Genomic DNA, 24930 nt, shown 5'->3' with positions numbered 1-24930 from the left:
ATATGCTGGTTTATCTGTATAATTTCACTATTTTTACACCATCAAATAAATCAATTTAACGATAAAGCACAAAACACAAAAAAAAAACTTAATGATCAAAATTTATTTTCAATCGTTTCCTATCTTAAAAAAAACTTCGGCTTGTACAAAAACTAGTATTAACCATTTTTTGCATTGATATGCGAAAAACATAGATCAGTTTTGCACATATGAGGATTTGGGCATTTTTTTTTGCTTTCTTATATTTAAACATTTGCGGACAGCGCTATACTTCGACATGGTATAATATTGACAACGGACTTCCGCAGAGCAGCGCGAAAGCTGTTGTTAAGGATAAATATGGTTTTATCTGGATATCTACTGAAAACGGACTGGTGCGGTACGACGGTATTTCATTTGTTACATTCAATAATTTTAAAGTAAACAACCCTCATTTCGGGATATTCATCGGTGATCCGCTGCCGGACAGCATTACTACTCTTAATCATTTTCAGGGGAATAAAATAATCATCAGGGAGAGATTTCCAAAATTGAGCCCGGTGAACAGTCCCGACAGGATTTACATTTCAAACGAGAATAATTTTATCCAGAGAGTTGCCAATACTATTCTAACATCAAATTTTTATAATAATATTCATTATTTCATACCGCTAAACTCAAAATACATTTTCCGGGAAAAAAATCTTATTATTTACAAGGATGAACATCATGTGGAAAAACGAATACCCATCCCTTTTTCCAATGAAGATCTGAACAATATCTTTGTATCCAATGAAACTCTTTTCATCAATGATCTTAAGACAAGAAAAACCTATTCCCTTTACAAAGGGAAGCTTACTCTGGAAGATCAGCACGCAGCCAGCAGCCGCCGGCCGGTTTACTACCGCTCCACCAAAAAAGATAGTTTTATCTCCAATGAGTTCAATGGAAATTCACAGCCGAATGCTTACGCTTTAAAGAATGGAGAATTTGCATTTCCTTCTATGGATGGCTTTGTATTTTTCAGTCCTGCCCAAATCGAGACCTATGATCCGGACAGCAGAAAAATATACCTTGAGAGGGTAAAAACTGGCAATTCAGAAACGTTGCGTTTTAATGGTTTGCTGGATCTAAAGAGTGACTACAAAACAGCTGACATCTTTATTGATATCCCCTATTTTTCAAACCTGGAAAACCTTTACATAGAAGCTAAAATATCCGGGGAAGAAGAATCTGACTGGGAACCGGTCTCCACAGGAAGGGATTTAAAATATACGGTCAGCAACCTCAATCCGGGTGAATATACCCTCAGTGTAAGAATGCTGGTATCTCCGGATGGAAAATATCAAGAAAAAACGATCCGATTCAAAATAAGGCCTTTTTCTTTCAGACCTTACTGTTCAAAATATTAGTGGCTATTATTTTCCTGGCTGCCATAGTGGTCATCATTCAGGTGACAACCAACTTTTTAAGGGTAAAGAATAAGGCTTTAAAAAAGATTGTCCACAATAAAAACTCAGAGCTTAAAGAAACATCTCTTACCCTGGAAGTGGTAAAAAACGATTTACAGCGAGAAACCGAGTACCAAAAAAAACTTGTGGAGACCATTAGTCATGATATTACAACCCCTATCAGATTCATCGCAATGCTTTCCCAGAAGCTTTACGAATCCGATGATGTGGAACTTCAGAAAAAATATTTTGACAGTATTTATAAATCTTCCGAGCAGCTTTATCAGTTTACTTTAAATTTGAAAGAGTACACGGAACTTTACAAAGCTGAAGATATCTTTGAAGAGAAAGAGTATCTTCTCAACAGGATTTTAGAAATCAAGAAAAAATTATTCTGGGAAATTGCTAAGGAAAGAGGAACCGTCATCGTCAACAGTACTGAAAGTGAAGTGTACACTAAAGTGAGTGAGAGTATTTTATCTGCTATTATTCACAATGTCCTTGATAATGCCGTAAAAAATACTTTCAAGGGAGATATTACCCTTGCTATTACAGAAAACAAACAGAAAATTATTATAACAATAACCGATACAGGGGCAGGCATGTCTACAGAGCAGATGACTGTTTATATGAACCTGTTCAGGAATCCCAAACTGGAAACCCCAAGTTTTAAAGGGAAAGGATTGGGACTGCATATGGTGATCCATCTGGTGAAGAAAATTGGCGCTGAGATCAGCTTTAAACAAAATTTTCCTCAGGGAACTGTTGTAGAAATAATTTTTTAAGAAAAAAACTAATTTATATGAAAGAAAGAATTTTAATTGCTGATGATCATTACGTAGTAAGAGCCGGAACAGCATTGGTGCTTGAATCTGCCTACCCGGAATGTAAAATAGATTTTGCGGAAAACTACGAACGGGTAAAAGAAATGCTTACCACTGAATATTACCATCTTCTAATTCTGGATATTGATATGCCGGGAACGCAATATAAAAAGATGATTTCTGAACTTAAAGATATACAGAGCGATTTAAAAATCCTTGTATTTTCAGGATATGATAAAGATGTAGCCATACAGTATATCAGAGAGGGCGCCGAGGGATATCTGAACAAACAGAGCAGCGAAGAAGAAATCGTCAATGCAGTGAAAACAGTCATTGAAAAAGGCTATTTTTACCCGGCAGAACTGATTGGCCTCATTATCCAGAACAAAAGTGACAATCCTGCAGAGAAGCTGTCTTCCAGGGAGTATGAAATCTTTAAACTGCTGGCCGATGGAAACGGAAATCTGGAAATTGCCAACAGGCTGAATATCCAGATGTCTACGGTAAGTACATACAAAAAAAGGATATTTCAAAAGCTGGAAGTAGCCAATATTGCCGAGCTGATCAAGGCCTATGAGATGATGCACTGACATTTAATGAAACATCCTGCAGGTATTCCAATCTTCTGTTTTAAAATAAAAAGGATTGGAATACATCTCTTTGGAACCGTTCAAAATGTTTCAGCTATATTTTACTGATTGGTTTTGCCAATCAACGCCATTGAAACAAGCACTTTCAGAATTTAAAAAATATCAGGAAATTTACAGAATAAAATTTCTGTACAATCACTGCATTTGAATTGCAAAAAATCATGAATCCATCTGAAAAAGCAAAACAGGGAAGTAAACGTTTCCGGTATATAAAACTTTGTATCTTCTTTTCAGGCCTTTCTGTATTTGCTCAGCTTTATCTTTTTCAGCCGATGCTTCCAATGGCTGCAGAATATTTTAATGTGACAGTAGGCGATACTTCCCTACTCGTTTCTTCCTCCACGATAGGAATGGCGCTTGGACTGTTATTTTTTGCTTTTAAGGCAGACAGCTACTCCAGAAAAAAGCTGATGGTATTTTCTTTGGTGGCATCCGCCCTACTCACTATTATTTCAGCATGGATTCCCAGTCTCAGCATGCTTGTCGCGATTGGAGTACTGAAAGGATTTGTGGTTTCCGGAGTCTCCGCCGTCGCCCTGGCCTACCTTACCGAAGAGGTTTTCCTGGCAGCGGTACCTGCTGCCATCAGCATGTATCTCAGCGGAAATACCATTGGCGGAATGAGTGGAAGGATAACAGCCACTATTCTGGCAGGGGAGTTCGGATGGAGAAATGCCGTTTTATGTATTGGGATAGAAAGCTTGATTCTGGGACTGGTATTCTGGAAATTTTTTCCGGAGTCAAAATTCTTCCATCCACAGAAAACAGACTATCATCAAAAGGTAAAGCAGATGAAAAATTTTCTGACCAACTCCTATATGCTTCGTTTGTATTTCATAGCAGCTTTGCTGATGGGTGTTTTTGTAAGTGTTTACAATTATCTGACTTTCAGATTAGAAGCTAAACCTTTCTCATTGAGCCATTTCATTATGGCCTTTATTTTCTTAATGTATATTTTCGGGGTTTTTGGAACCATGATCACAGGGCGTCTTTCGAAAAGGCTTCCTATGAATACTATCCTGAAAGCTTCCATTATCTCTATGCTTTGCAGTGTGTGCCTGTTATTGTCGGAGAATATTTATATCGTCATTTTTGGACTTGGGCTGTTTACCCTTTCTTTTTTTGCGGCACATACCATGGCCAGCCAAATGACTGCCCTCCATGCCAAGCAGGGAAAATCCTCGGCCACCTCTATTTACTGGCTGTTCTATTATTTCGGTTCCAGTATTTTAGGAAGTGGAACCGGATACCTTCTTCATTCTTTTTCCTGGAATGTTTTCATTTCAGTTCTTATTATTACCGTTATTGTAGCCCTGCTGTTGGCAACTGCCGGTAACACTGTACAAAAAGAGAAAAAATCTTTTTAGTACCACACAGATACCACATGTCCGTTTTTAGAAAAATGCCCTTAGCTACTGCTGCAGCGCTGTTTTTAACATATTGTTAATGATCTGGCATCAATATTTAACACATTCTTTACTAAAACACTGTTTAACAACATGATGCAAGGCATAGTATTTGATGGATTATCTATTACCAAATCCCTCATTAAAAATCAAAATATTATGAACGTAGCAGATCTTAAAATCAAAAATTTAGTCGAGTACAAAAATCAGATTTATACGATCACTGAAATTTTTCAGAGTGTCGAACAGGCTTATTTTGTTAAAATTGAAAATGATATCCGCAGTATTTCAGTACCGGCAGAGTCCATCAGGCCTATCAGAATAACAGAAGAATGGCTTGAAAAGCTTGGTTTTTCAAGAACTTACAGCTCAGATCAGAGAATACGTTATGAAAGACCTGAGGCCTTTATAAAATATGACATTGACCTGAGTTCCAGAAAAATACTGGAAGGATTAAAAATATATGGTAATTCCATAAAATGTAAATATATTCATGAGTTTCAGAATATCTTTTCATGCTTATTTGGAAAAGAACCCTCTTTGCATTATGGCTATCTAAAGACAGAATAGTATTAAATAGTTCCTAGTTATTGTAACAGCCGCAGCTTAAAAACTGCGGCTGTTTTTATAACCCTGAAATCCTGTAACTTACATTGTTTAAAACAGGCTTTTTTAATATTTGCGTACATTCGAGCACTCCAGAGTGGATGCGTATGCGAAATACAGAACCTTTACCTCAGCTATCTGAGAAAAAACATCTGTCTGGTGCTTCTTAAGGTTTATCATTCTTACAAAATGATTTCAGTCCGGAAATCAGGATCTCTGAAATACAGATTATTTTACATCATATTACACCTACAACATAGTCTTAAGGAATAATCTTTTTATGGCGCATTTCATCAAACAATTCATAAAACATCTGTTCCGTATCGACAAATTCATGGAATCCCATCCGTCTTGCCTTGGTACCATCTGCAAAAAAGTCATAATCCCAGGAAAATACAAAATCTCCAAATGCCCAGGATGAAACTTCTTTGAAACTGTATTCCAATGCATAGTCTTTTCGGATCGTTTCCCAAAGGGTTTCCTTATCAGCCATCATGGTCTGCAGGGGCAATGGCAAGGGAGGTGCCGTCTCCATTTTAAAATAAGCTGCAATTTTAGGCCACATCTCATTCCACCGGAACAGATCTCCATTGTTAATATTAAACGCCTGGTTGGCGCATTGTGAGTTGGTAGCTGCCCAAACCATAGCCTTTGCCAGCAATGTAGAATCTGTCAGTTCCAGCAATGTTCCGTAGGCTCCTGCTTTACCCGGAAAACGAAGTGGAATCCCAAGTTGTTTTGAAATCGTGGCAAAGACGCCTATTACCATTACCAAATTCATAGGATTTCCGGTTGCTGTCCCGCCAACAACTGATGGACGTATGGCTGACCATGTCCAGGTTTTGCCCGACTGCTGCTGTTCAAGATACTGTTGTTGGGAAATATTGAACTCCGGAGGCATGTGCCCTGCATCGGTTTCTTTAGCAGGAGTTTTAAAAGATCCAAGATGGGCTCCATATACTTTATATCCCTGCATTAAACTGACATGTTGTAAGCTTTTTGCAACGGATTCCACCGTACTTAATACATTCATCAGCATGTCTAGATTAGGCTGTACCAATTCGGACCAACTTGCTCTATCCTGATAAGCAGCATAAAAAATGTGGGTCACATCTGTTAGCGAAGTCAGATTTTTCGTGCAATCTTCAGGGTCCAGTAAATCTACAGCAATATAGCGCACCTTATCCGTATTCATTCCTCCCCTTCGTGAAAGGCCGACGATATCCCATGTTCCGAGTTTTTCCAGATACTTGATCAGCTTTGTACCAATCACTCCATTAGCTCCAACCACTAAGGCCGTGTTATTTTTTGCTTCCATATATTTTAATTATGATGTAAAATTAGCCTGAGTTTTTTCTAAAAACATGTAAAAATCAAACATAATATTGTAAATTTCAGATATGAAACGTTACCGGCAATTTGAACCTGTCATAATATCCGATTTTAAGGGGTCACAATGGGAACACCCTGAACACAGCCATAACCATTATGAGATTATCTTTATCAAAGAAGGTTCAGGCAATCATATTATCAATGGAAATGCAGTGTCATATGAATCAGGAAGTGTTTTTTTACTAGGACCGGAAGAATATCACTATTTTGAAATTGAACAATGTACCCATTTTATCTATCTCAAGTTCACAGACGCCTATCTGTATAGAAAAACAGGTATGTCCCCTTCTACTATCCACCAGTTGGAATACCTTATCAAAAGCAGGGAAACCCATCAGGCCGGATTTAATCTTCCGGAACGGGAACGGTGTACTGTTCGGCTCATTTTCAATGTCATTATTTCCCTTCAACATCATATTCTCGATAATCAGGAATTAATATGGTATCAGCTTCTTACACTGTCATCTGTTTTAAAAAGAAATATGCCGGAGCTACAGGCTGTCGGAAACCGGAGCAGAGATCTTCAGGCAATATTCTGTTACATTCACAAAAACATTTACGAACCAGATCTGCTGAGAGCCCAACACATGGCAAAACATTTTAATTTAGCCACAGAATATCTCGGAACATATTTTAAAAGGAACGCCGGTATTACGCTAAGAAATTATATTTCTCAATACCGGAATATTCTGATCCAGCAGCGGATGAACGGCGGAAGAATGAGTTTAAAAGAAATTGCAGTTGAATTCGGACTGACTGACAGCAGCCATCTTTCAAAGGTTTTGCAAAAAGACATTTCTCCCGTTAGAAATCAAAAAGAATAAACTACCGGCAAAAAAGCAGAATTAAGTCCCTTGTTCTATCACTTTATACCGCTGCACTGATACACGGGATTGGTTTATTGAAAATATGATGGTGCAGCATGGCTTGCCTCCGTTTTTCGCTTATTGGGTTTTTGCAGGTGAAATCATAGCTCCTGTAATGATTATGACAGTATTCAGAATATGTCTGGCAGGATTGATCTTTGCTGCGAATTGTTTTACAGCCATTATTCTTGCACAGACGGGCAATCTGCTGAGGCTTAATGAATTTGGAGGCTGAGCGCTGGAGCTGCCGGCCATTTACCTGATGGTTGGTTTACGTTTTTTCTTTACCGGTGCTGGAAAATATGCAGTTTCAGGCCATAGCTGGTGGGATTAATATGGTTTAGGAATATAATTTAGGTTTTAGCCCATTGGGGTGTTTCATTTTTATGATAAAGGCTGTTTCATTTGGAGACAGTCTTTATTATTAAAAAGAAACCATACACCGTGCGGCCTTTTACCTCATCGAATATTGTTTCGGCTTCATCCCGGTATGTTCTTTAAATATTTTTGAAAAGTGGCTTAAATTGGTAAATCCCAGCCTATAACCCACTTCAGAAACGGAATATTTTTTCTCATTTAACAGGAAAGCGGCTTCTTTCATCCTAAATTCCTGATAATAACTGAAAATACTGTTTCCAAAAATCTGTCTGAAAAGACGTTTCAGTTTGGTGGGGCTCATACCGGCGGCGGCGGCCAAATCATTGATAACGGGAGGTACAGCCAGCTGCCCAAGGATTTTTTCCTTTACTTTATAAAGGGTTTCAACATCCTGATTGTTCAGCTTATAAAGACGTTTTTCATCCCGCTTCTCCATGGCTATCACTAGCCTGCAAATCAGTTCTTCAGCCTTTAGTCTCAGAAAAAAAAGTTTAAAATTTTCGTCCGTATCATCCGCAATGATCTCTCTGACAATATCCTGCATTGACGGATCAATCATCTGCTCAAAAAGCAAAGGCTGAGTATTCTTCAAAAGACTGTTCACCACAGGAGATTGATCCGGCGACTGAAATTGCCTGCCCAGATAATCTGCATCCACTTCGATATTAATGGCACCTGTATTGGTATGGATCGGAATAAGAGCATCAGTATTGATGCGGCTGGTAGCAATCAGGACAGAAGGGATCTCTTGTGCATTCGTTTCATCTGCCCTCTTTCCTGGTTGGGAAAATATATTTTGAAACTTAAAGAATAGCATCTTCTTAGAAGCATCCACTTCTGGGTTCTCCAGGATAATATCTTCATTCAGCCTGTAATGACTGATCAGCATCCGGATATGTTCGTTAAAAATAAACCCGGTACAGTATCCGTTTCCAAAGCGGGATGGAATTTCCAGTTTTCTGTGTTTTATCTCTGTTCTCAATAAAGAGGCCAGCTTTTTCAGGATAGCAGGAACTGTTTGGTCATCATTTTCCATAAAAGTCTTTTACAGCTATTTTTAAGTCTAATATAACTATTTTATTTCTAAAATACACCTCATTTTTGTATCAGCATTCCACAATACAAGATTATGTTATTAAAAAATAAAAAAGTAGCGATTATAGGGGCCGGCCCGGTTGGCCTTACTATGGCGAAATTACTTCAGCAAAAAGGTATAAAAGCAACCGTTTATGAAAGAGATAGAGACCCACAGGCAAGAATCTGGGGCGGCACCCTTGACCTGCACAAAGATTCAGGACAGAAAGCCATGAAAAAGGCAGGATTGCTGGAAACTTATTATAAAATGGCAATACCTATGGGCATTACTGTTGCTGACGAAAAAGGAAAGATCCTGTTTACCAAGGAAATTACTCCGGAAAATCAGTTTGACAATCCTGAAATCAACAGAAATAACTTAAGAAAAATGCTGCTGGATAGCTTAGAAGACCATACTGTTATCTGGGATAGAAAATGTACAGGGCTTGAAGTCCGTGATGGGAGATGGCGGTTGCTTTTTGACCATGGAATAAAAGCATCAGCAGATGTGGTTATCATTTCAAATGGCGGAATGTCCGGTATAAGAAACTATGTGACAGATGCTGTCGTTGAAGATACGGGAACCATGATTATACAAGGGGATATTCCACAACCGGAGATACAATGTCCTGAATTTTACCAATGGTGTAACGGAAACAGGCTCATGACAGCATGCCAAGGGAATTTAATCGTTGTAAATCCTGACAATAACGGGGTATTAGCTTATGGTGTTATCTTTAAAACCCCTGATGATGCCCGGACCAATCTACAGGGCACTGACCGTATCCGGGAGCTCCTTTTGAACAGATTTACTCATTGGAACCAACGTTACAAGCAGTTATTCGAATCTACCTTAAGTTTTTTGAGCTTGCCGACGAGAAAACTGCCACTAAATTTTCCATGGAAGAATGACCGTGTCCTGCCGATCACCCTGATAGGTGACGCAGCCCATCTTATGCCTCCTTTTGCAGGCCAGGGTGTAAATACCGGACTGATGGATGCGCTGATCTTGTCCGACAGCCTTACCGAAGGACCGCACCACTCTATCGAAGCCGCTATCAGTCATTATGAACAGCAAATGTTTATCTACGCCACCGAAGCCCAACGTTCATCTTCCAAAAACGAGATGGAAATGCGTCATCCTGATTTTTCTTTTCAACAATTGATTCAGTAAAGTAATCTGACCCCTGGAATAAATACAGCTCACTGCCAGGGAACTTATTCATTCAGAAACTGCATTTGTGTCCCGGCCGGCCCATAGATTTGTTTATTATTTTTAAGCAGGATCTGTATTTTCTAATTTTTTCCGGTAAACCTTAGGCGTTAACCCTGTCTTTATCCTGAAAAGATAGGAAAAGTGGGAAAAATTCTGAAATCCCAGTTCAAAAGCAATTTCTTTAATTGATTTATCCGAGCTGTGGAGTAAGTTTTTAGCTTCCAGGATAATTCTTTCCTTGATAAACTCTAAAGGTGATATTTTATATTGTTTTCTACAAATCACGCCTAAATAATTAGGGGTGATACACAATTCTTTAGCATAAAATGCCACATTCTTTTGGGTTTTATAATATTTATCGACCAGCATATGAAAACGGAAAGCAAAATTATCAGGTGTATTCAGCGCTTTCTTGCCATAGGCATGTTCTACCCATAAATTAATGATCAGCGCTAAAAGCCTTACGCGTGCATTGATCAATTCCGGGAAAACAACTTCTGCAAGAATTTCTTTCCTTATAGCATTAAATTCAATGCTGAATCTGTGGTAAGTTTCATCATCGGGGTTTATCATTTCATACTTGCTATAGGAGGAGAAAGTATATGTAAGGGTGGGAGAAAATGTTTTAAGGATAGCATCATTGATAATTAGCCTCCTGCCAAGGGTTTCCGGAGGGAGAGACCATTTGTACGCTCTCCTGGGAAGATGGATAAACAGCTGCCTGGCCTTTAAATCATAGGTATTGAGTTCTGTGATGCACTTTCCCCGGTCACATTCATCCAGTAAAATAATCGTAAAAGAGTTTTCCGGAAAATAATTTAATGATTCAGCACTGACTCCATCCTGAAAAACAACATCTATTCCTTTGTTAAATACCTTCTCTACCGAATCCTTATTGATCGACCTTTTATCTATTATCATATATTTACTTTTTCAATGCAAAACTACTATTGTACACTAAAGTATAAAATATACCTGATTAAATGACCTGCATCCTGCAAAAATACACCGTTATGCCCATTCAAAAATATCGGAAATCGTGAAAAGAATATCATCTTTTCATACCATTTTATTCAGGTGATCCATGAATAATACAACCGGAAAATCTCAAAACCCTTGTTGAAACCTCAGAATTTCTCGTTTTTAAGCCTTTTTACCATCATTAGCAAGCATTCATTTTCAGCATGGAGATTTTTGGCTTGTCGGGAAAACAATAAGTATATTTGTATAAGGTTCTAGTCCCCAGTAAACATGCTAACAGATCAATTCGGAAGACCTATCAATTATCTAAGACTGGCCGTTGTAGACCGGTGCAATCTCCGCTGTACCTACTGTATGCCGGAAAGTGGCCTTACATGGATCAAACAAAACGAGCTGATGACTGATGAAGAAATGATCAGGATATGTTCTGTTTTCACGGAACTCGGCATTGATAAAATCAGAATAACAGGAGGTGAGCCCTTTGTAAGGAAAAACTGTATTTCACTTATTGAAAAAATATCACATCTGGAAGGGCTTACTGATCTCAGCATAACCACAAATGGTCTTCTCACCCATCAGTATGTTCCACAGCTTAAAGAGTTTGGAATAAAATCCGTCAATCTCAGCCTTGATACATTGGATGAAGAACGCTTTTTCAACATCACCCGCCGGAAAAGCTTTGATAAGGTCATGAACACATTAGACGCCTTATTGCAGCATGATATCAAAGTAAAAATCAATACCGTAGTAATGGATGGCCGGAATATAGAGGATATTATTCCTCTGGTTCAGCTTACAAAAGAGCTTCCGGTAGATGTACGTTTTATCGAAGAAATGCCTTTCAACGGGAATCTTACTGAGGTATCACTGAAATGGAATTACCCGATGATTTACCAGCATATCAAAGAACATTTCCCTGAAATAGAAAAAATAGCAGACCCAAAAAGTTCAACATCATACAATTATAAAATACCCGGTTTCGAAGGAGACATCGGCATTATTGCTGCGTATACCCGTTCATTTTGCGGAGACTGCAACAGAATCCGGATTACTCCTTCCGGTATGCTGAGAAACTGTTTGTATGAAGGCGGCGGTATCAATGTAAAAGATAAGCTCCGGTCCGGGGCTACAGATGAAGAGCTCAAAAATATAATTATCAACAGTATACAAAAGAAACCCAAAGACGGATGGGAAGCTGAAAAACTGAATACTGCAGCTTCATCGCTTCATCAGTCTATGGCTACAATAGGAGGATAACTATGGAAATGATTACCGTACAGCAGGCAGAAGATATTATACTTTCCCAAACACAGGATTTTGGTAGAGAAGATATTTCTTATAACAGTGCATTAGGAAGAGTGTTGGCAGAGGATCTCACTGCAGATCGTGATCTGCCTCCTTTCGACAGGCCTACAGTAGATGGAATTGCAATCCGTTATAGTGCTTATGAAAAAGGCTGCCGTTTCTTTAAAATTAAAGCCGTGCAATCTGCCGGGGAGCCACCCATCTCTATTGATACGGAAACGGAATGTATCGAAATTATGACGGGTGCCGCCCTGGATCCTTCGGTAGATACCATTATCCGTTATGAAGATATTTCCATCAGTAATGGAATGGCTGGTGTTCATACCGATATAAAGAAAGGACAAAACATCCATGGTAAAGGAAGGGATAAAAAAGAAGGGGAAATCCTTGTAAAAGCCCATCAGTTAATTACTCCTGCGATCATCGGAATCGCTTCATCGATTGGTAAAACCACCCTCTCTGTAAAAAAGCTCCCCAGGATCATCATTATTTCTACTGGGGATGAAATGGTAAGTCCAGAATCTGTTCCCAGCCCGTTTCAGTTGAGACGCTCAAACGGAATTACCATACAGGCCGTTTTGAAAAAATACAACATCAATGCAGATCTACTCCACCTTAATGATGATTACGATGAGATCAAAAAGGAACTTTCCCGCTGTATTGACGAATATGATGTTCTTCTTATGAGTGGCGGCGTTTCTATGGGAAAATTTGATTATTTACCCAAAGCATGCGAAGAACTTGGAATTGAAAAACTCTTTCATAAAATAAAGCAGAGACCCGGAAAGCCTTTCTGGTTTGGTAAAAGCCAGCATCAAAAGCTTGTCTTTGCATTTCCCGGCAACCCGGTTTCTGTCCTGATGTGCCTGCACCGCTATTGTATTCCGTGGCTGGAAAGATCTCTAGCGATTTCCGACATTTCACCCCAGTTTGCGGTTTTGCAGAATGAAATCGATTTTCCTTTTTCACTTCAATATTTTGCACAGGTCAGGCTTAAGGTAAATCCATCAGGGCAGCTGACTGCCGAATCCGTGAACACGAACGGTTCCGGAGATTTTTCTCACCTCGCCGACACCCATGCTTTTATAGAGCTTCCTTTGGAGCAAAACCTTTTCAGAAAAGATGAAGTTTACAGAATATGGAAATATAATTTTTAAATAAAAGAACCGCTGGCCCACCAATATGAATAGACAAATTAAAAATAGTCGTGTACTTGTGGCTAAAGCCCAGGGAAATGAAAAATAAACGCTACGAAGGCACGAATGAAATTTCTAAATATATTTGTGAAAAGTGGCCGAAAAAACAATATATATGTCAGAATTTACCCATCTAAATAAAAACGGACAGCCTGCCATTGTAGATGTAGGTGATAAAAAAGTTACCCGGAGAAAAGCAGTTGCGCAAGCAATTATTTCTTTGCCTGATACCGTTTTGGAAGCATTGCAGCAGGATGATTTCAAAACAAAAAAAGGTTCTGTTTTCCAGATTGCCATTATAGCCGGAATTATGGGTGCCAAAAAAACCAGTGAGCTCATTCCGCTTTGCCATCCCATCGGGCTGGATAAGTGCAACCTACAAATAGAACTGAATGATAAAAACGAAATTGTGATTGAATGTACTGCAAGCGTCGAAGCTAAAACCGGTGTGGAAATGGAAGCGCTTACAGGAGCTTCTGTCGCGGCATTAACCATTTATGATATGTGCAAAGCGTTAAGCCATGATATTACCATTAAAGAAGTTAAATTAATCGAAAAAAGCGGTGGAAAAAATGATTTCAAAAGAACATTATAATATACCGCCGGTCAACGGTCTCGTTCTCGCGGGTGGAAAAAGCAGAAGAATGGGTACGGCAAAAGATCTGCTGAACTGGCATGGAAAGGAACAGCGGTATTTTGCGGCTGATCTTCTGGCTCCATTTTGTGATGAAGTTTTTATTTCCTGCAGGCAGGATCAGATGGAAAGTTTTGATTCCCATTACAACTTCCTTACAGATACATTTCTGAATATGGGACCTTTTGGAGGAATTCTTTCTGCATTGCGCGCGCAAAGGGATAAAGCCTGGCTGGTGGTTGCCTGCGACCTTCCTCTGCTGGACAAAAAATCACTGGATTTTTTAATAGCATCAAGAGATCCGGAAAAAGCCGCTACCACTTATGAAAGCCCTTTTGACGGATTACCGGAGCCTTTGATCACGATCTGGGAACCGAAAAGCTATCCTTTATTGCTGAATTTTCTGGGACAGGGAAATACTTGCCCGAGAAAGGTTTTGATCAATAGTGATACCCTTATTTTAAAACCGGATAACCCGGATGCTTTAATGAATGTGAATACCCCTGAGGATGCATTGAAGGCACAGAAAATATTAAAGAGGTAATGCCCTGAATGCACAAATGGAATTTACGCAAACATTTGTGAATCAATGGCTAAAAAAAATAATTATGAGTAACCCGTTTGAACGCTATCAATGCCAGATTGCTCTTCCCGGATTTGGCATTCCTTCCCAGAAATTACTTGAAAATGCCAAAGTTCTGATTGTCGGTATGGGAGGCCTTGGCTGTCCTGCCGCACAATATCTTACGTCTTCAGGCGTAGGAACAATCGGTATTGCAGATGATGATACAGTCTCCCTAAGCAATCTTCACCGCCAGATTTTATATAGCCAGGATGACATCGGATCACCAAAAGTGGAGGTTGCCGCGAGAAAATTACGGCACCTGAACCCTTCTATAGCTGTGATCCCTTACCGGTTGAGAGTCTCTGCTTCCAACATCATGAATTTGATCTCAGAATTTGATCTGATCATTGAAGGAACGGATAATTTTGAAACCAAATGTTTGTTGAATGATGCTTGTGTTCTGGCTGGAAAACCCTTGGTTTATGGGGCGATTTACCAGCATGAAGGCCAGGTAAGTATATGGAATGTTTTACAGAAAGACGGTACTTATTCACCTCATTACCGTGATGTTTTCCCGAATGCGGAAGAATCCCAGGTTCCCAACTGCAGAGAGGGAGGCGTAATTCCTACCCTGGCAGGAGTGGTAGGCTGTATGCAGGCCAACGAAGCAATTAAATATTTAACCGGATCGGAAGATATTTTGGCCGGAAAACTGTGGATGATGAATGTCATGAGCGGCAGAACACAGATTATCAAGTTAAAGAAAACAGACTTTCAAATTACAGAACTTCCCCTGACTATTCAGGCCATCACAATGGAACAGCTTATGCAGGATCAGGAAAATTTTCAAATTTTTGATGTGCGGACAGAGCAGGAACATCTGAATTTCAATATGGGAGGAAAAAACATTCCCCTGGAAAAGCTGCAGGATCATTTTCATGCAATTTCTACAATTTCACAACCTATCGTCATTTACTGCCAATCCGGAAAACGAAGTGCGGAAGCAGCCAGAAAAATAAAAAAAGCTTTTCCTGAAAAGACCGTATTTTCTTTAAAAAACGGAATAGGTAAACTACCGCAATAGGTTACACAGAGGATATTTTCGTAAGTGCGGACTCTTTATGAGCCGCAATATGATCAGATCTGTCACTTTTGATTTCGTATTGCGGGCCGCTTTCACTGGCATGATGTGTATATCCTTTATAATCAAAATCTTTTATATGAATTGCAATAATGGTTCCCGTTACTTTTCCTGCCTCAGAATTCCAGCTTACCCTATCCCCTATGTTGAATTTTGTTCCCATCCGTTGTATTTTTTAATCAAATAAACTTTCGTCATAATAAAAAACATGCCCATTGCTGACCCTTGCAGGTGAAGTGTAGGAATGTTCTTCTGCTTTACCGATGTTCATAATATGTTCCACTCTCCAGCCTTTTGCTTTAAGATAATCGGAAACCATGGATCTGTGACAGCGCCACCATAACGACTCGGAGCACATAAAAGCGGTTCTTTTTTCCAGCGCAATATTTTCCAGCCTTCCAGCTGCTTTTATAAAGTCATCGGTTTGCATATAATCGGCATATCCCCGGAAGGATTCATTCCGCCATCGGCTATTTACTGAATTGGGCTGCACTTTTCTCCGGCCTCCCAATTCTTCAAAATGAATATAATCCATATTATTTTCCGGCAATATCTTTTCCAGGTTTTCTTTAGTAAACCACGGATATTTTTTTGAACCCGGAAATCTCCGGATATCTGCCAAAACTTTGATATCAAATGAATGCAGCAGTTCAATAAAATAATCCAGCTTATGAACTGAATGTCCAATGGTATAAATAACCGGGTTATCTGAGATCTTCATATACAGTATATTTTTTAAAGATGCATCAGTCTATAATATTCTGAGTCATTTTTGGAGAAATGGCAATCTTTTGTCCGGCCATCTCGTGAATCGTCTCATCAATCATCACACACATGCTGTTAAGTGCCAGGTCGTTGGCTTCTGTTCCGAAAGGTTCTTCAATTTCATCGGCAATCGCCTCAAATGCCACAAACGTATAGGCTACAAATACAACAATAAGAGGAGTAAACCAGCCCAGTGAATCTACAAGCCCAAAAGGCAGCAGAAAACAATAAATATATACCGTACGGTGCAATAAAACCCGGTAACTGTAAGGAATCGGCGTGGAAACAATTCTTTCACAGCCTCCTAAGATATCCGAAAGCTTATCAAAATTTTCATCAAAACGGCCCTGCTGAATGGAATCTATGTGGTCTTCATCTTTTGCGTGCTGTACCCATTCCGCCAACAGCCGCATAATAACAGCCGGCTTATATTTGGATGCTGCAACAGTTTTCAGATGATCTTCATGAAGCCTGTTTTTTAAATCTTCATAGGCATCTGTTCCTCTCAACTGATGTTTCAATGCAAAAATAAAAGCGTCCAGCAGCTGAATAAAATAAGAAACAGAAACGCTGCTTTCTTTCAAATTTTTCAGCGTAAGAGCCTGGCGGGTTAATGACCGTGCCGTATTCAATAGAGCTCCCCATAGTTTGCGGCCTTCCCAAAACCTTTCGTAGCTTGCATTATTCCGGAATCCTAAAAATAAAGCGAGCACAAAACCGAATAAAGTCAATGGGGCAGGATTAAGCGGAACTTTAAAAGAGAAAATAGTTCCACGCAGATAAACTACGCCCAGGGATAGAATAAAAAGTAAAAAAAGACGGGGCAGCAGCCCCGGTAATACGGAACCGTGCCAGACAAAAAGCATTTTGAACCAATGTTCCTTCTTCCTGATAATCATACTGTTTTTGTAAAGTCTTTTGAAAATTATTTTTTAATTTGTCCTATGATTAAAGATTCCAGTTGGTAAGAGCTTCGCGCAGGTTTCTTCTCCCCTTCAGCAATGATGCGCAGCGGTCCTTTTGATTCCGGCAACGGTTTCCCGTCAACAGTATCCGCTACAATTATATTTTTATCTGTAATGGAAGCTTCTAATTCTGCCAGTGAAAATAATACCTGATAGCCGTCCGTACATTTTGCCAGCAGATATTTTGATAAATGTTCACCATGGAGCTCTTTACCGGATGGAACTCCTGCTTCCGCTAGAATTTCCTGTACTGAAACCCCGGTGTACACATGAATACTTCCGTCTTTATCTTTTAATGAGGCTTTTTTCCGGGGCATTTTTGACAAATCTGCAAGACTCAGTTCCAATGGTGTTGAAACTTCTCCATTCACTTTAAGTCTAAACCCTGACTGACACCATACCCAGCCGGAAATTAATAAAAATGCCAAAGGCAGTATTTTCTTCATATCATAGGAATCATTACGGTTTTTGAACAGCTGCCCTATAGAGCATTTTATCTACTTTTTTATACACTTCCGGGTCGTGTTTTTTTATTTTAATCTTAACATATTTAGAAGCCGGCATATTGCTTTCTTTCACTACATTATTCACAGAAACCAGGACATTGGTTTCCGGAAAATAGGTCACTGTATTTTTTTCCGGAATCTGGTAAGAAACAATGATAAATAAAGGGGCAATCCTTTCTATCCCGTCATCATAATTGTAAAGGTCTACTTTATCTCCTGCCTTAAATCCTGCTTTATCAATATCATGCTGATTCATGAATATCACCCTGCGTTCATTTTTAATACCGCGATACCGGTCATCTAATCCGTAAATAGTGGTATTGAACTGGTCGTGTGTACGGGTGGTGGCCATCATATATTCATCAGAGGCGAGTGTATTATCCGGTATTTCGGTTACAGTAAACGGGGCGCGTCCTCCAAGCTCTTTAGAAAAGCTTTGTTCGTCTCTTGCTGCATTGGGAAGATAAAATCCCCCTTTTTGCCTTACGCGGATGTTATAGTCTTGAAAACCGGGAATACACTGTTCAATATCATCCCTTACGGCATCATAGCTGTCATGATAACGCTGCCAGTCTATGACAGACCTGCTTCCTAAGGTAGCCATTGCCATACGGCACACAATCTGAGTTTCATTGATCAGGTGATCTGACACTGCATCCAGCATTCCTTTTGAGCTCTGAACCACGCCCATTGAGTTTTCTGTACTTATGATCTGAATTTCTCCATTGACAATATCTTTATCACTGCGTCCATACGTGGGCAGGATCAGGGCTTCTTTCCCATGAATAAGATGTCCTCTGTTCAGCTTGGTTGAAACACAGACCAATAGATTGAGTTTTCTCAATGCATTTGCGGTATAGGTAGTATCTGGTGTTGCAGACAGAAAATTACCTCCCATACAGAACATGACTTTTACTTTTTCTTCATGAATTGCTTTTATGGCACGCACCACATCATATCCATGTCGGCGGGGGACTTTGAAACCATAGAAATTTTCAAGACGGTCAAGCTGCTCATTGGTAGGTTTTTCATCAATCATCATGGTCCTGTTTCCCTGTACGTTACTGTGTCCACGCACAGGACAGACTCCCGCTCCCGGCTTGCCTATACTTCCTTTAAGCAAAAGTATATTGAGTATTTCCCGAATCATATCTACTCCATTAGGCTGCTGTGTAAGTCCCATGCCCCAACTGATGATAATGCGCTTTTTAAATGCAATCATCTCTGCAGCTTCATAAAGAGCTTCTTTAGAAACTCCCGAAAGCGCAGCCAGTTCATCCAGTTGATAATGGTCAAACTGCTTCATGAAATCATCATATCCTACCGTTTTATCCCTGATAAAATTTTCATCGAAAACCTGGCCCGGATTTTTTTTCTCAAATTCTATTAACAGCAGTTCAAGTGCTTTTAATAAAGCCATATCACCATTGATCTTTACCGGTAAATACAGATCTGCAAGCTGAACACCGCCTTTAAGAATGGCTTTTACATTCTGTGGATTAATAAATCCCATTAATCCCGCTTCCGGTAGCGGATTTACAGCAATGATCTTAGCTCCGTTATTCTTGCCTTTTGCCAAAGCACTCATCATTCTCGGAGCATTGGTCCCGGGGTTTTGACCTATGATCACGATCACCTCGGCATCATAGAAATCTTCAAGAGTTACTGTACCTTTACCAATTCCTATGGTTGGCCGTAAAGCAGATCCGGAGGTCTCATGGCACATATTGGAACAATCGGGCATATTGTTGGTTCCAAACTCTTTTGCAAAGAGCTGATAAACAAATGATGCTTCATTGCTGGTACGTCCTGAAGTATAAAAAGCAGCTTCATCCGGAGATTCCAATGCATTAAAATGCTCAGCTATTTTTTTAAAAGCATGGTCCCAGCTGATCGGCTCATAGTGTGTAGCTCCGGGTGCTAAATACATAGGGTGTGTGAGCCTTCCCATTTTCCCGATCTGGTAATCGTCCAATTGGGCAAGATCATAAACCGAGTGCTCTTTAAAAAATTCCGGAGTCACTCTTTTAGTGGTTGCCTCTTCGGCAAGCGCTTTTGCTCCATTTTCACAATATTCTCCCAGAACTGAGCGTTCATCATCAGGATCAGGCCATGCACAGCTGGGACAGTCAAACCCGCCCATTTGATTCATTTTGAATAAAGCCCTCATTCCCCGGACAGGTGTTTTTTCTTCAAATAAATCACTAAAAGCCGCCATTACAGCCGGTATTCCCGCGGCAGCTTTCTCTACATGCGTAAGTTTAAGGTCCAGTAAAGTAAAAGGATTTTCAGCATTGGGCTCTCTGCTGATTTCCTCTTCTATTTCTTTCTTTTTATTATTTTCTTCCATAACCTTTTATTTTGTAATATGATCAACATATAAGATTGGGATTAGGATAGTTGTCACTTTGATCTTCCTGGGTATTGTCCAGGCATACAAAATCTTTTTCCACCAGGAGTTTTACCACTCCTGCCTGTCCGTCAAAGCCTACAGTATCTGTGGATACCAACTCTTCAACCATTGCTTCGGGCATTTTCATTACGATTTTATTTTCGATGAAGGCAGCAGACAGTATTTTGTCCTCTGTTTTTTCTATTGCATAAATAAATGGTCTGTCCACAAACTCTGTACAGCTTGAAACAATTCCGTTTCTTCCTAATTCTGAAACTTCTGACTGGGTTAAACGAAATCTTATTGAGTTGTCTTTTATTCTTATTTTCATTTGCTTATTTCTGTTTTTAGCTGCTAATGATATGATTATTAATGAAAGAGTTGGTCATGAACATTTGATTCGCTCTTTTTTCCACAGATTTACGATTGTTTTCAGTGAATTCGTGGCGGTTATAAAACAATTCTTTTATAATTCAGCTTCATTTCTCCATAATTGACGATCAATGCCAGCTTATTTTCTGATCCTTTTAGGTAATTAATGGCCTGTGCAATATATCCTTCTGCGATATCTGACCGACCTTTCAATACCGGCCTGCCTCATTTCATATTCCAAAGCGTCTTTATAAACGATCTCTGAAAATCCTGAGCCCAGATTATTATGTACCTCCATACAGACCCCAATTATTACATAGGATTCTTGTTTATAAACTAAATCTTCCATCATTTGTTTTTATAGCTGTAAATACACACAAATCAATTGCATTTGTGATAAGCATTTTAATTTAATCTTTACTATAATATTACTACACAAATATTTTTTTGCCACGAATACACGAATCTTTTTATTAGTGTATTCGTGGCAACTGTTTTTTCAAATGTAGTTCATGTTATATTTTTGTCTCTTTACAATTTTTTTTGCCACAGATTCACGATTGTTTTCAGTGAATTCGTGGCGGTTATAAAACAATTCTTTTGTAATTCAGCTTCATTTCTCCAAAATTGACGATCAATGCCAGTTTATTTTCTGATACTTTTAGGTAATTAATGGCCTGTGCAATATATCCTTCTGCGATATCTGACCGACCTTTCAATACCGGCCTGCTTCATTTCATATTCCAAAGCGTCTTTATAAACGATCTCTGAAAATCCTGAGCCCAGATTATTATGTACCTCCATACAGACCCCAATTATTACATAGGATTCTTGTTTATAAACTAAATCTTCCATCATTTGTTTTTATAGCTGTAAATACACACAAATCAATTGCATTTATGGTAAGTATTTTAATTTAATCTTTACTATAATATTACTACACAAATATTTTTTTGCCACTAATACACGAATCTTTTTATTAGTGTATTCGTGGCAACTGTTTTTTCAAATGTAGTTCATGTTATATTTTTGTCTCTTTACAATTTTTTTCCACAGATTCACGATTGTTTTCAGTGAATTCGTGGCGGTTATAAAACAATTCTTTTGTAATTCAGCTTTATTTCTCCAAAATTGACGATCAATGCCAGTTTATTTTCTGATACTTTTAGGTAATTAATGGCCTGTGCAATATGTCCTTCTGCGATATCTGACCGACCTTTCACTTCCAAAATTATTTTATCAAACACCACAAAATCAGCATAAAATTTATGGGGAAGTACAGTCCCTTTATAAGTAACGAAATATTCTTTTTCTCTTTCGTATACAATACCGGCCTGCTTCATTTCATATTCCAAAGCGTCTTTATAAACGATCTCCGAAAATCCTGAGCCCAGATTATTATGTACCTCCATACAGACCCCAATTATTACATAGGATTCTTGTTTATAAACTAAATCTTCCATCATTTGTTTTTATAGCTGTAAATACACACAAATCAATTGCATTTATGGTAAGCATTTTAATTTAATTTTACTACACAAATATTTTTTTGCCATGAATACACGAATCTTTTTATTAGTGTATTCGTGGCGATTTTTTCTTTATAATCTCGTGGCAGGTGCTTTCATGATAAATATTAAACCGGTTATCCCGAAGAAATCCAAGCAAAGTCATATCAAATTCCTTTGCCAAATCTACAGCCAGGCTGGATGGAGCTCCTATGGCAGCAACTATGGAAATTCCTCCCATCGCTGCTTTCTGAATCAGTTCAAAGCTGGCTCTTCCACTCAATACTAAAATGGTATCTTTAAGAGGAAGCTGTTCCGTGAACAATGCGTGCCCTATCAGTTTATCCAAAGCGTTGTGCCTTCCTACATCTTCTCTTAGGGCCAGTAAATTTCCTCCACAATCAAAAATTCCTGAGGCATGAATGCCTCCTGTCGCACTGAAGTTATTTTGAAAAGACTGTAAATTCTCTGATAGCTGATACAAGACTTCAAGTGTCAGGCTGCATTGCGCTCTTTCAGCGTGCTGAAAAGAGCTTACCGTTTTAATGGATTCAATAGAACTTTTCCCACATACTCCACAACTGGACGTGGTGTAAAAATTCCGGTCTGCATTCATCAGCCGGGGAACCCAATCATCCACAAATTCCACCTCAATGATATTGTCACGGTTTCTGGAGCATTCTTTCTCCGGATTTGTCACCCTTTTGATCTGATGGTATCCGGAAATTATTCCTTCTGTGAATAGAAAACCAACAGCCAGTTCGGCATCATTTCCGGGAGTTCTCATGGTTACCGATATGTTCTTAGTTTCTTTCTGATCTTTAGCACCATAAGAAATTCTGATTTCCAGAGGCTCTTCTACAGAGATATCATCGGTGTAAGGAAAACTGCTGCTTTCTTTTACCTTGACAATATCAATCTGCCGTACAGATTTGTTTTCTACTCTATTGGTTTTCATGTCTGAATGATCTGGTATAGTAAATATACGAAATTTCGCAGTTCAAATTACGGGTGAGCAGACACCCATTCTTCACCATCTTCAAAAAATTCTTTCTTCCATATAGGAACTGTTTGTTTGATGGTATCAATGATGTAACGGCATGCATCAAAAACAGCGTCTCTATGGCCGTTGCTAACCACAATCATTACCGCTGCATCACCGGGAAACAAAACTCCTGTACGGTGATGAACGACTACATTACGAACAGAAAATAACGAAACAGCCTGATCTGCTATTTTCTGAATTTCTTTTGTGGCCATAGACCGGTAACATTCATATTCCAGGCGGATCACGGGCTTTCCTTTCGTGATATTACGGACTGTTCCTATAAATGTTGCAATACCTCCACTACCGAGATCTTGGGCCATAGTAAGACATGCTGTAATATCAAGCTTATTTTCTGTTATTTTTATATCAATCACTTCATCTGTATTTTAATTCCACAAAATGCACGGTTCTTTTATCAGTATATGGGTGCTTCTTACAGCATGATTACTATCATACATTCTGATAGCCGTTTTCTTATAATTTTCCCATCCATGCCAAATGCTATCAGGATATTTGTGGCAGCTTATCCGCCACTTACAGGGGGGATTATAGCAATTTCGTGTGTACTGCTTACGATCTGATCATCTTCCGCATATTCTTCATCCAGCGCAATAAAGTAGGACTTCAGGTTTTTCAGCTCCGGAAAATCTTCTTCCAGCCTGTTTTTTAATTCGCCTACATTCAGGCCGCTCTCTGCCTCTATTTGTTTTTCTGAAGTTCCGAAAATATCTTTCGTGATTCCAAAAGCCAATATCTTAAGTTTCATTTTTATTTTTTAAAATGATTTACCAATATTTTATTAAAACATTTATTCCGGCCACCAAAACAAGTACAGCCGTCATTCTTTTTATAATCAAAGGATTCCATTTCAATGACATCCTTGAACCGATCTGTCCGCCAGCAAAAACAGCAATACACAGGCTCAGAATCCGGAAAAGGTCCATATCTACAGTTAGCTTTGATGCCTGTCCGAAAATACCTGATACAGAATTTACCAGTATAAAAACACTGGAAGTCGCGGCTATTTTTTTGGGAGTATCCCATTTCATCAAATTGAGTAAGGGGGAAAGAAAAATTCCGCCTCCGATTCCCACGAGCCCTGACAGAAAGCCAATACCGCCGCCTAAAAAACTATTTCCAAGTAATGAAGATTTCGGGTTCTGTAAAGATTTCGGGTCCTTTTTAGTTTCCGTTTTCATCCATAACAAAACGGCAGCTATGATCAGTGTAATGCCTAAAATCAGGAAAAAAGTCTCCTGGCTTATTTTTAACACGGCTCCTAAATAGGCCATGGGAACACTTATCAGAGTGATAGGAACTACTTTCCTCCAGTCAATCTGTTTATTTTTAACATAAATATAAACACCGCCGGCAACTACGATAACATTGCAGATCAGTGCTGTCAACCGTATTTCCTGGTAAGGAAGATTATACATTGCCAGTACCGCAAGATAGCTGGAACCTCCGCCAAATCCTACCGATGAATATATAAAAGCGATCATCAAAAAGAATAGAAAGATTTCCCAATGTTCCATATTATTTTACTGCAGGTTAATTTTATTACAATAATACTCATTTTACCGCTTGTTTAGTGGGATATGATAGAAAAGTCTATGCTGTAATCTGTGAAAAAAATGTCATGAATTGTTTATATTAAAGACAAAGTAAGGGAGTACGGGTATCATTCATTAAATTTGATTCATTAGAAAC

27 protein-coding genes and 2 pseudogenes are annotated in these 24930 nt (G+C 39.0%); 13 read left to right on the top strand and 16 right to left on the bottom strand.

The window, feature by feature from the left end; genetic code table 11:
• The first annotated feature begins 209 nt into the window (after positions 1–209).
• From MUW56_RS19730 to MUW56_RS19710, 5 genes are all read left to right on the top strand, one after another.
• The gene (locus MUW56_RS19730) at positions 210–1391 is read left to right on the top strand and encodes a hypothetical protein (protein ID WP_292014800.1); all 1182 of its coding nucleotides are present in this window, start codon (positions 210–212) and stop codon (positions 1389–1391) included.
• Positions 1391–2215 (top strand): HAMP domain-containing sensor histidine kinase, encoded by an 825-nt coding sequence (locus tag MUW56_RS19725; protein ID WP_292014799.1) that lies wholly within the window; start codon positions 1391–1393, stop codon positions 2213–2215. The genes MUW56_RS19730 and MUW56_RS19725 overlap by 1 nt, the downstream gene beginning before the upstream one ends.
• Positions 2216–2232: 17 nt before the next feature.
• Entirely contained in the window at positions 2233–2844 is a 612-nt protein-coding gene (locus MUW56_RS19720) for a response regulator transcription factor (RefSeq protein ID WP_292014798.1), read from the top strand.
• A gap of 221 nt (positions 2845–3065) precedes the next feature.
• Complete coding sequence (locus MUW56_RS19715) at positions 3066–4271, top strand: MFS transporter (protein ID WP_292014797.1); 1206 nt, start codon at positions 3066–3068, stop codon at positions 4269–4271.
• A 198-nt stretch (positions 4272–4469) separates the two neighbouring features.
• Entirely contained in the window at positions 4470–4880 is a 411-nt protein-coding gene (locus tag MUW56_RS19710; protein WP_292014796.1) for a hypothetical protein, read from the top strand.
• 298 nt (positions 4881–5178) lie between these two features.
• Here MUW56_RS19710 and MUW56_RS19705 read toward each other — a convergent pair whose 3' ends face one another.
• Positions 5179–6234, bottom strand: coding sequence for an SDR family oxidoreductase (locus MUW56_RS19705; protein WP_292014795.1), 1056 nt, complete (start codon positions 6232–6234; stop codon positions 5179–5181).
• 82 nt (positions 6235–6316) lie between these two features.
• On the opposite strand from MUW56_RS19705, the gene MUW56_RS19700 reads away from it, so the two are divergent.
• A complete protein-coding gene (locus MUW56_RS19700; RefSeq protein WP_292014794.1) occupies positions 6317–7132 on the top strand; it encodes an AraC family ligand binding domain-containing protein in 816 nt (271 codons plus the stop codon).
• A gap of 85 nt (positions 7133–7217) precedes the next feature.
• Positions 7218–7409, top strand: coding sequence for a hypothetical protein (locus MUW56_RS19695; RefSeq protein WP_292014793.1), 192 nt, complete (start codon positions 7218–7220; stop codon positions 7407–7409).
• Between the two features lie 219 nt (positions 7410–7628).
• Here MUW56_RS19695 and MUW56_RS19690 read toward each other — a convergent pair whose 3' ends face one another.
• Positions 7629–8588: an AraC family transcriptional regulator gene (locus tag MUW56_RS19690; RefSeq protein ID WP_292014792.1), complete on the bottom strand. Its 960-nt coding sequence runs from the start codon at positions 8586–8588 to the stop codon at positions 7629–7631.
• Positions 8589–8681: 93 nt separating this feature from the next.
• Between MUW56_RS19690 and MUW56_RS19685 the strand changes: the two genes are divergently transcribed.
• On the top strand, positions 8682–9800 hold the full coding sequence (locus MUW56_RS19685; protein ID WP_292014791.1) for an NAD(P)/FAD-dependent oxidoreductase: 1119 nt from the start codon (positions 8682–8684) through the stop codon (positions 9798–9800).
• A gap of 102 nt (positions 9801–9902) precedes the next feature.
• On the opposite strand, the gene MUW56_RS19680 is transcribed toward MUW56_RS19685, so the two are convergent.
• Positions 9903–10763 (bottom strand): AraC family transcriptional regulator, encoded by an 861-nt coding sequence (locus MUW56_RS19680; RefSeq protein WP_292014790.1) that lies wholly within the window; start codon positions 10761–10763, stop codon positions 9903–9905.
• Between the two features lie 330 nt (positions 10764–11093).
• On the opposite strand from MUW56_RS19680, the gene moaA reads away from it, so the two are divergent.
• The 5 genes from moaA (at position 11094) to MUW56_RS19655 (ending at position 15607) form a co-directional block, all read left to right on the top strand.
• Positions 11094–12080, top strand: a complete 987-nt coding sequence (gene moaA, locus MUW56_RS19675) for a GTP 3',8-cyclase MoaA (protein WP_292014789.1) — start codon at positions 11094–11096, stop codon at positions 12078–12080.
• A gap of 2 nt (positions 12081–12082) precedes the next feature.
• Positions 12083–13285: a molybdopterin molybdotransferase MoeA gene (locus MUW56_RS19670; RefSeq protein WP_292014788.1), complete on the top strand. Its 1203-nt coding sequence runs from the start codon at positions 12083–12085 to the stop codon at positions 13283–13285.
• 154 nt (positions 13286–13439) lie between these two features.
• On the top strand, positions 13440–13919 hold the full coding sequence (gene moaC / locus MUW56_RS19665) for a cyclic pyranopterin monophosphate synthase MoaC (RefSeq protein ID WP_292014787.1): 480 nt from the start codon (positions 13440–13442) through the stop codon (positions 13917–13919).
• The gene (locus tag MUW56_RS19660) at positions 13897–14502 is read left to right on the top strand and encodes an NTP transferase domain-containing protein (protein WP_292014786.1); all 606 of its coding nucleotides are present in this window, start codon (positions 13897–13899) and stop codon (positions 14500–14502) included. The genes moaC and MUW56_RS19660 overlap by 23 nt, the downstream gene beginning before the upstream one ends.
• 64 nt (positions 14503–14566) lie before the next feature.
• Complete coding sequence (locus tag MUW56_RS19655) at positions 14567–15607, top strand: HesA/MoeB/ThiF family protein (protein ID WP_292014785.1); 1041 nt, start codon at positions 14567–14569, stop codon at positions 15605–15607.
• Between the two features lies 1 nt (position 15608).
• Here MUW56_RS19655 and MUW56_RS19650 read toward each other — a convergent pair whose 3' ends face one another.
• The 13 genes and pseudogenes from MUW56_RS19650 to MUW56_RS19590 all read right to left on the bottom strand — a co-directional run bounded on the left by MUW56_RS19650 (position 15609) and on the right by MUW56_RS19590 (position 24755).
• Positions 15609–15827, bottom strand: a complete 219-nt coding sequence (locus MUW56_RS19650; RefSeq protein WP_292014784.1) for a DUF2945 domain-containing protein — start codon at positions 15825–15827, stop codon at positions 15609–15611.
• Positions 15828–15839: 12 nt separating this feature from the next.
• Entirely contained in the window at positions 15840–16385 is a 546-nt protein-coding gene (locus MUW56_RS19645; RefSeq protein WP_292014783.1) for a DUF488 family protein, read from the bottom strand.
• Between the two features lie 25 nt (positions 16386–16410).
• On the bottom strand, positions 16411–17328 hold the full coding sequence (locus MUW56_RS19640) for a bestrophin family protein (RefSeq protein WP_292014782.1): 918 nt from the start codon (positions 17326–17328) through the stop codon (positions 16411–16413).
• Between the two features lie 26 nt (positions 17329–17354).
• Positions 17355–17840, bottom strand: a complete 486-nt coding sequence (locus MUW56_RS19635) for a molybdopterin-dependent oxidoreductase (RefSeq protein WP_292014781.1) — start codon at positions 17838–17840, stop codon at positions 17355–17357.
• 13 nt (positions 17841–17853) lie between these two features.
• Positions 17854–20250, bottom strand: coding sequence for an FdhF/YdeP family oxidoreductase (locus MUW56_RS19630; RefSeq protein ID WP_292014780.1), 2397 nt, complete (start codon positions 20248–20250; stop codon positions 17854–17856).
• A gap of 22 nt (positions 20251–20272) precedes the next feature.
• Positions 20273–20623 (bottom strand): hypothetical protein, encoded by a 351-nt coding sequence (locus MUW56_RS19625; protein WP_292014779.1) that lies wholly within the window; start codon positions 20621–20623, stop codon positions 20273–20275.
• A 119-nt stretch (positions 20624–20742) separates the two neighbouring features.
• Positions 20743–20962, bottom strand: a pseudogene (locus tag MUW56_RS19620) (GxxExxY protein).
• 286 nt (positions 20963–21248) lie between these two features.
• Positions 21249–21468 (bottom strand): annotated as a pseudogene (locus tag MUW56_RS19615) (GxxExxY protein).
• A gap of 284 nt (positions 21469–21752) precedes the next feature.
• Positions 21753–22127 (bottom strand): GxxExxY protein, encoded by a 375-nt coding sequence (locus MUW56_RS19610; RefSeq protein WP_292015450.1) that lies wholly within the window; start codon positions 22125–22127, stop codon positions 21753–21755.
• 112 nt (positions 22128–22239) lie between these two features.
• The gene (gene fdhD, locus MUW56_RS19605) at positions 22240–23130 is read right to left on the bottom strand and encodes a formate dehydrogenase accessory sulfurtransferase FdhD (protein ID WP_292014778.1); all 891 of its coding nucleotides are present in this window, start codon (positions 23128–23130) and stop codon (positions 22240–22242) included.
• 47 nt (positions 23131–23177) lie between these two features.
• Complete coding sequence (locus tag MUW56_RS19600) at positions 23178–23594, bottom strand: molybdenum cofactor biosynthesis protein MoaE (RefSeq protein ID WP_292014777.1); 417 nt, start codon at positions 23592–23594, stop codon at positions 23178–23180.
• 149 nt (positions 23595–23743) lie between these two features.
• Positions 23744–23986 (bottom strand): MoaD/ThiS family protein, encoded by a 243-nt coding sequence (locus MUW56_RS19595; RefSeq protein WP_292014776.1) that lies wholly within the window; start codon positions 23984–23986, stop codon positions 23744–23746.
• A 19-nt stretch (positions 23987–24005) separates the two neighbouring features.
• Positions 24006–24755 (bottom strand): sulfite exporter TauE/SafE family protein, encoded by a 750-nt coding sequence (locus MUW56_RS19590; protein WP_292014775.1) that lies wholly within the window; start codon positions 24753–24755, stop codon positions 24006–24008.
• Positions 24756–24930 lie beyond the last annotated feature (175 nt).

The organism is Chryseobacterium sp. (assembly GCF_022869225.1).
In the GTDB taxonomy this organism is placed as follows: Bacteria; Bacteroidota; Bacteroidia; order Flavobacteriales; family Weeksellaceae; genus Chryseobacterium.
The sequence above is the reverse complement of the archived record's forward strand: the minus strand, read 5'-3'. Positions and strand labels throughout refer to the sequence as shown.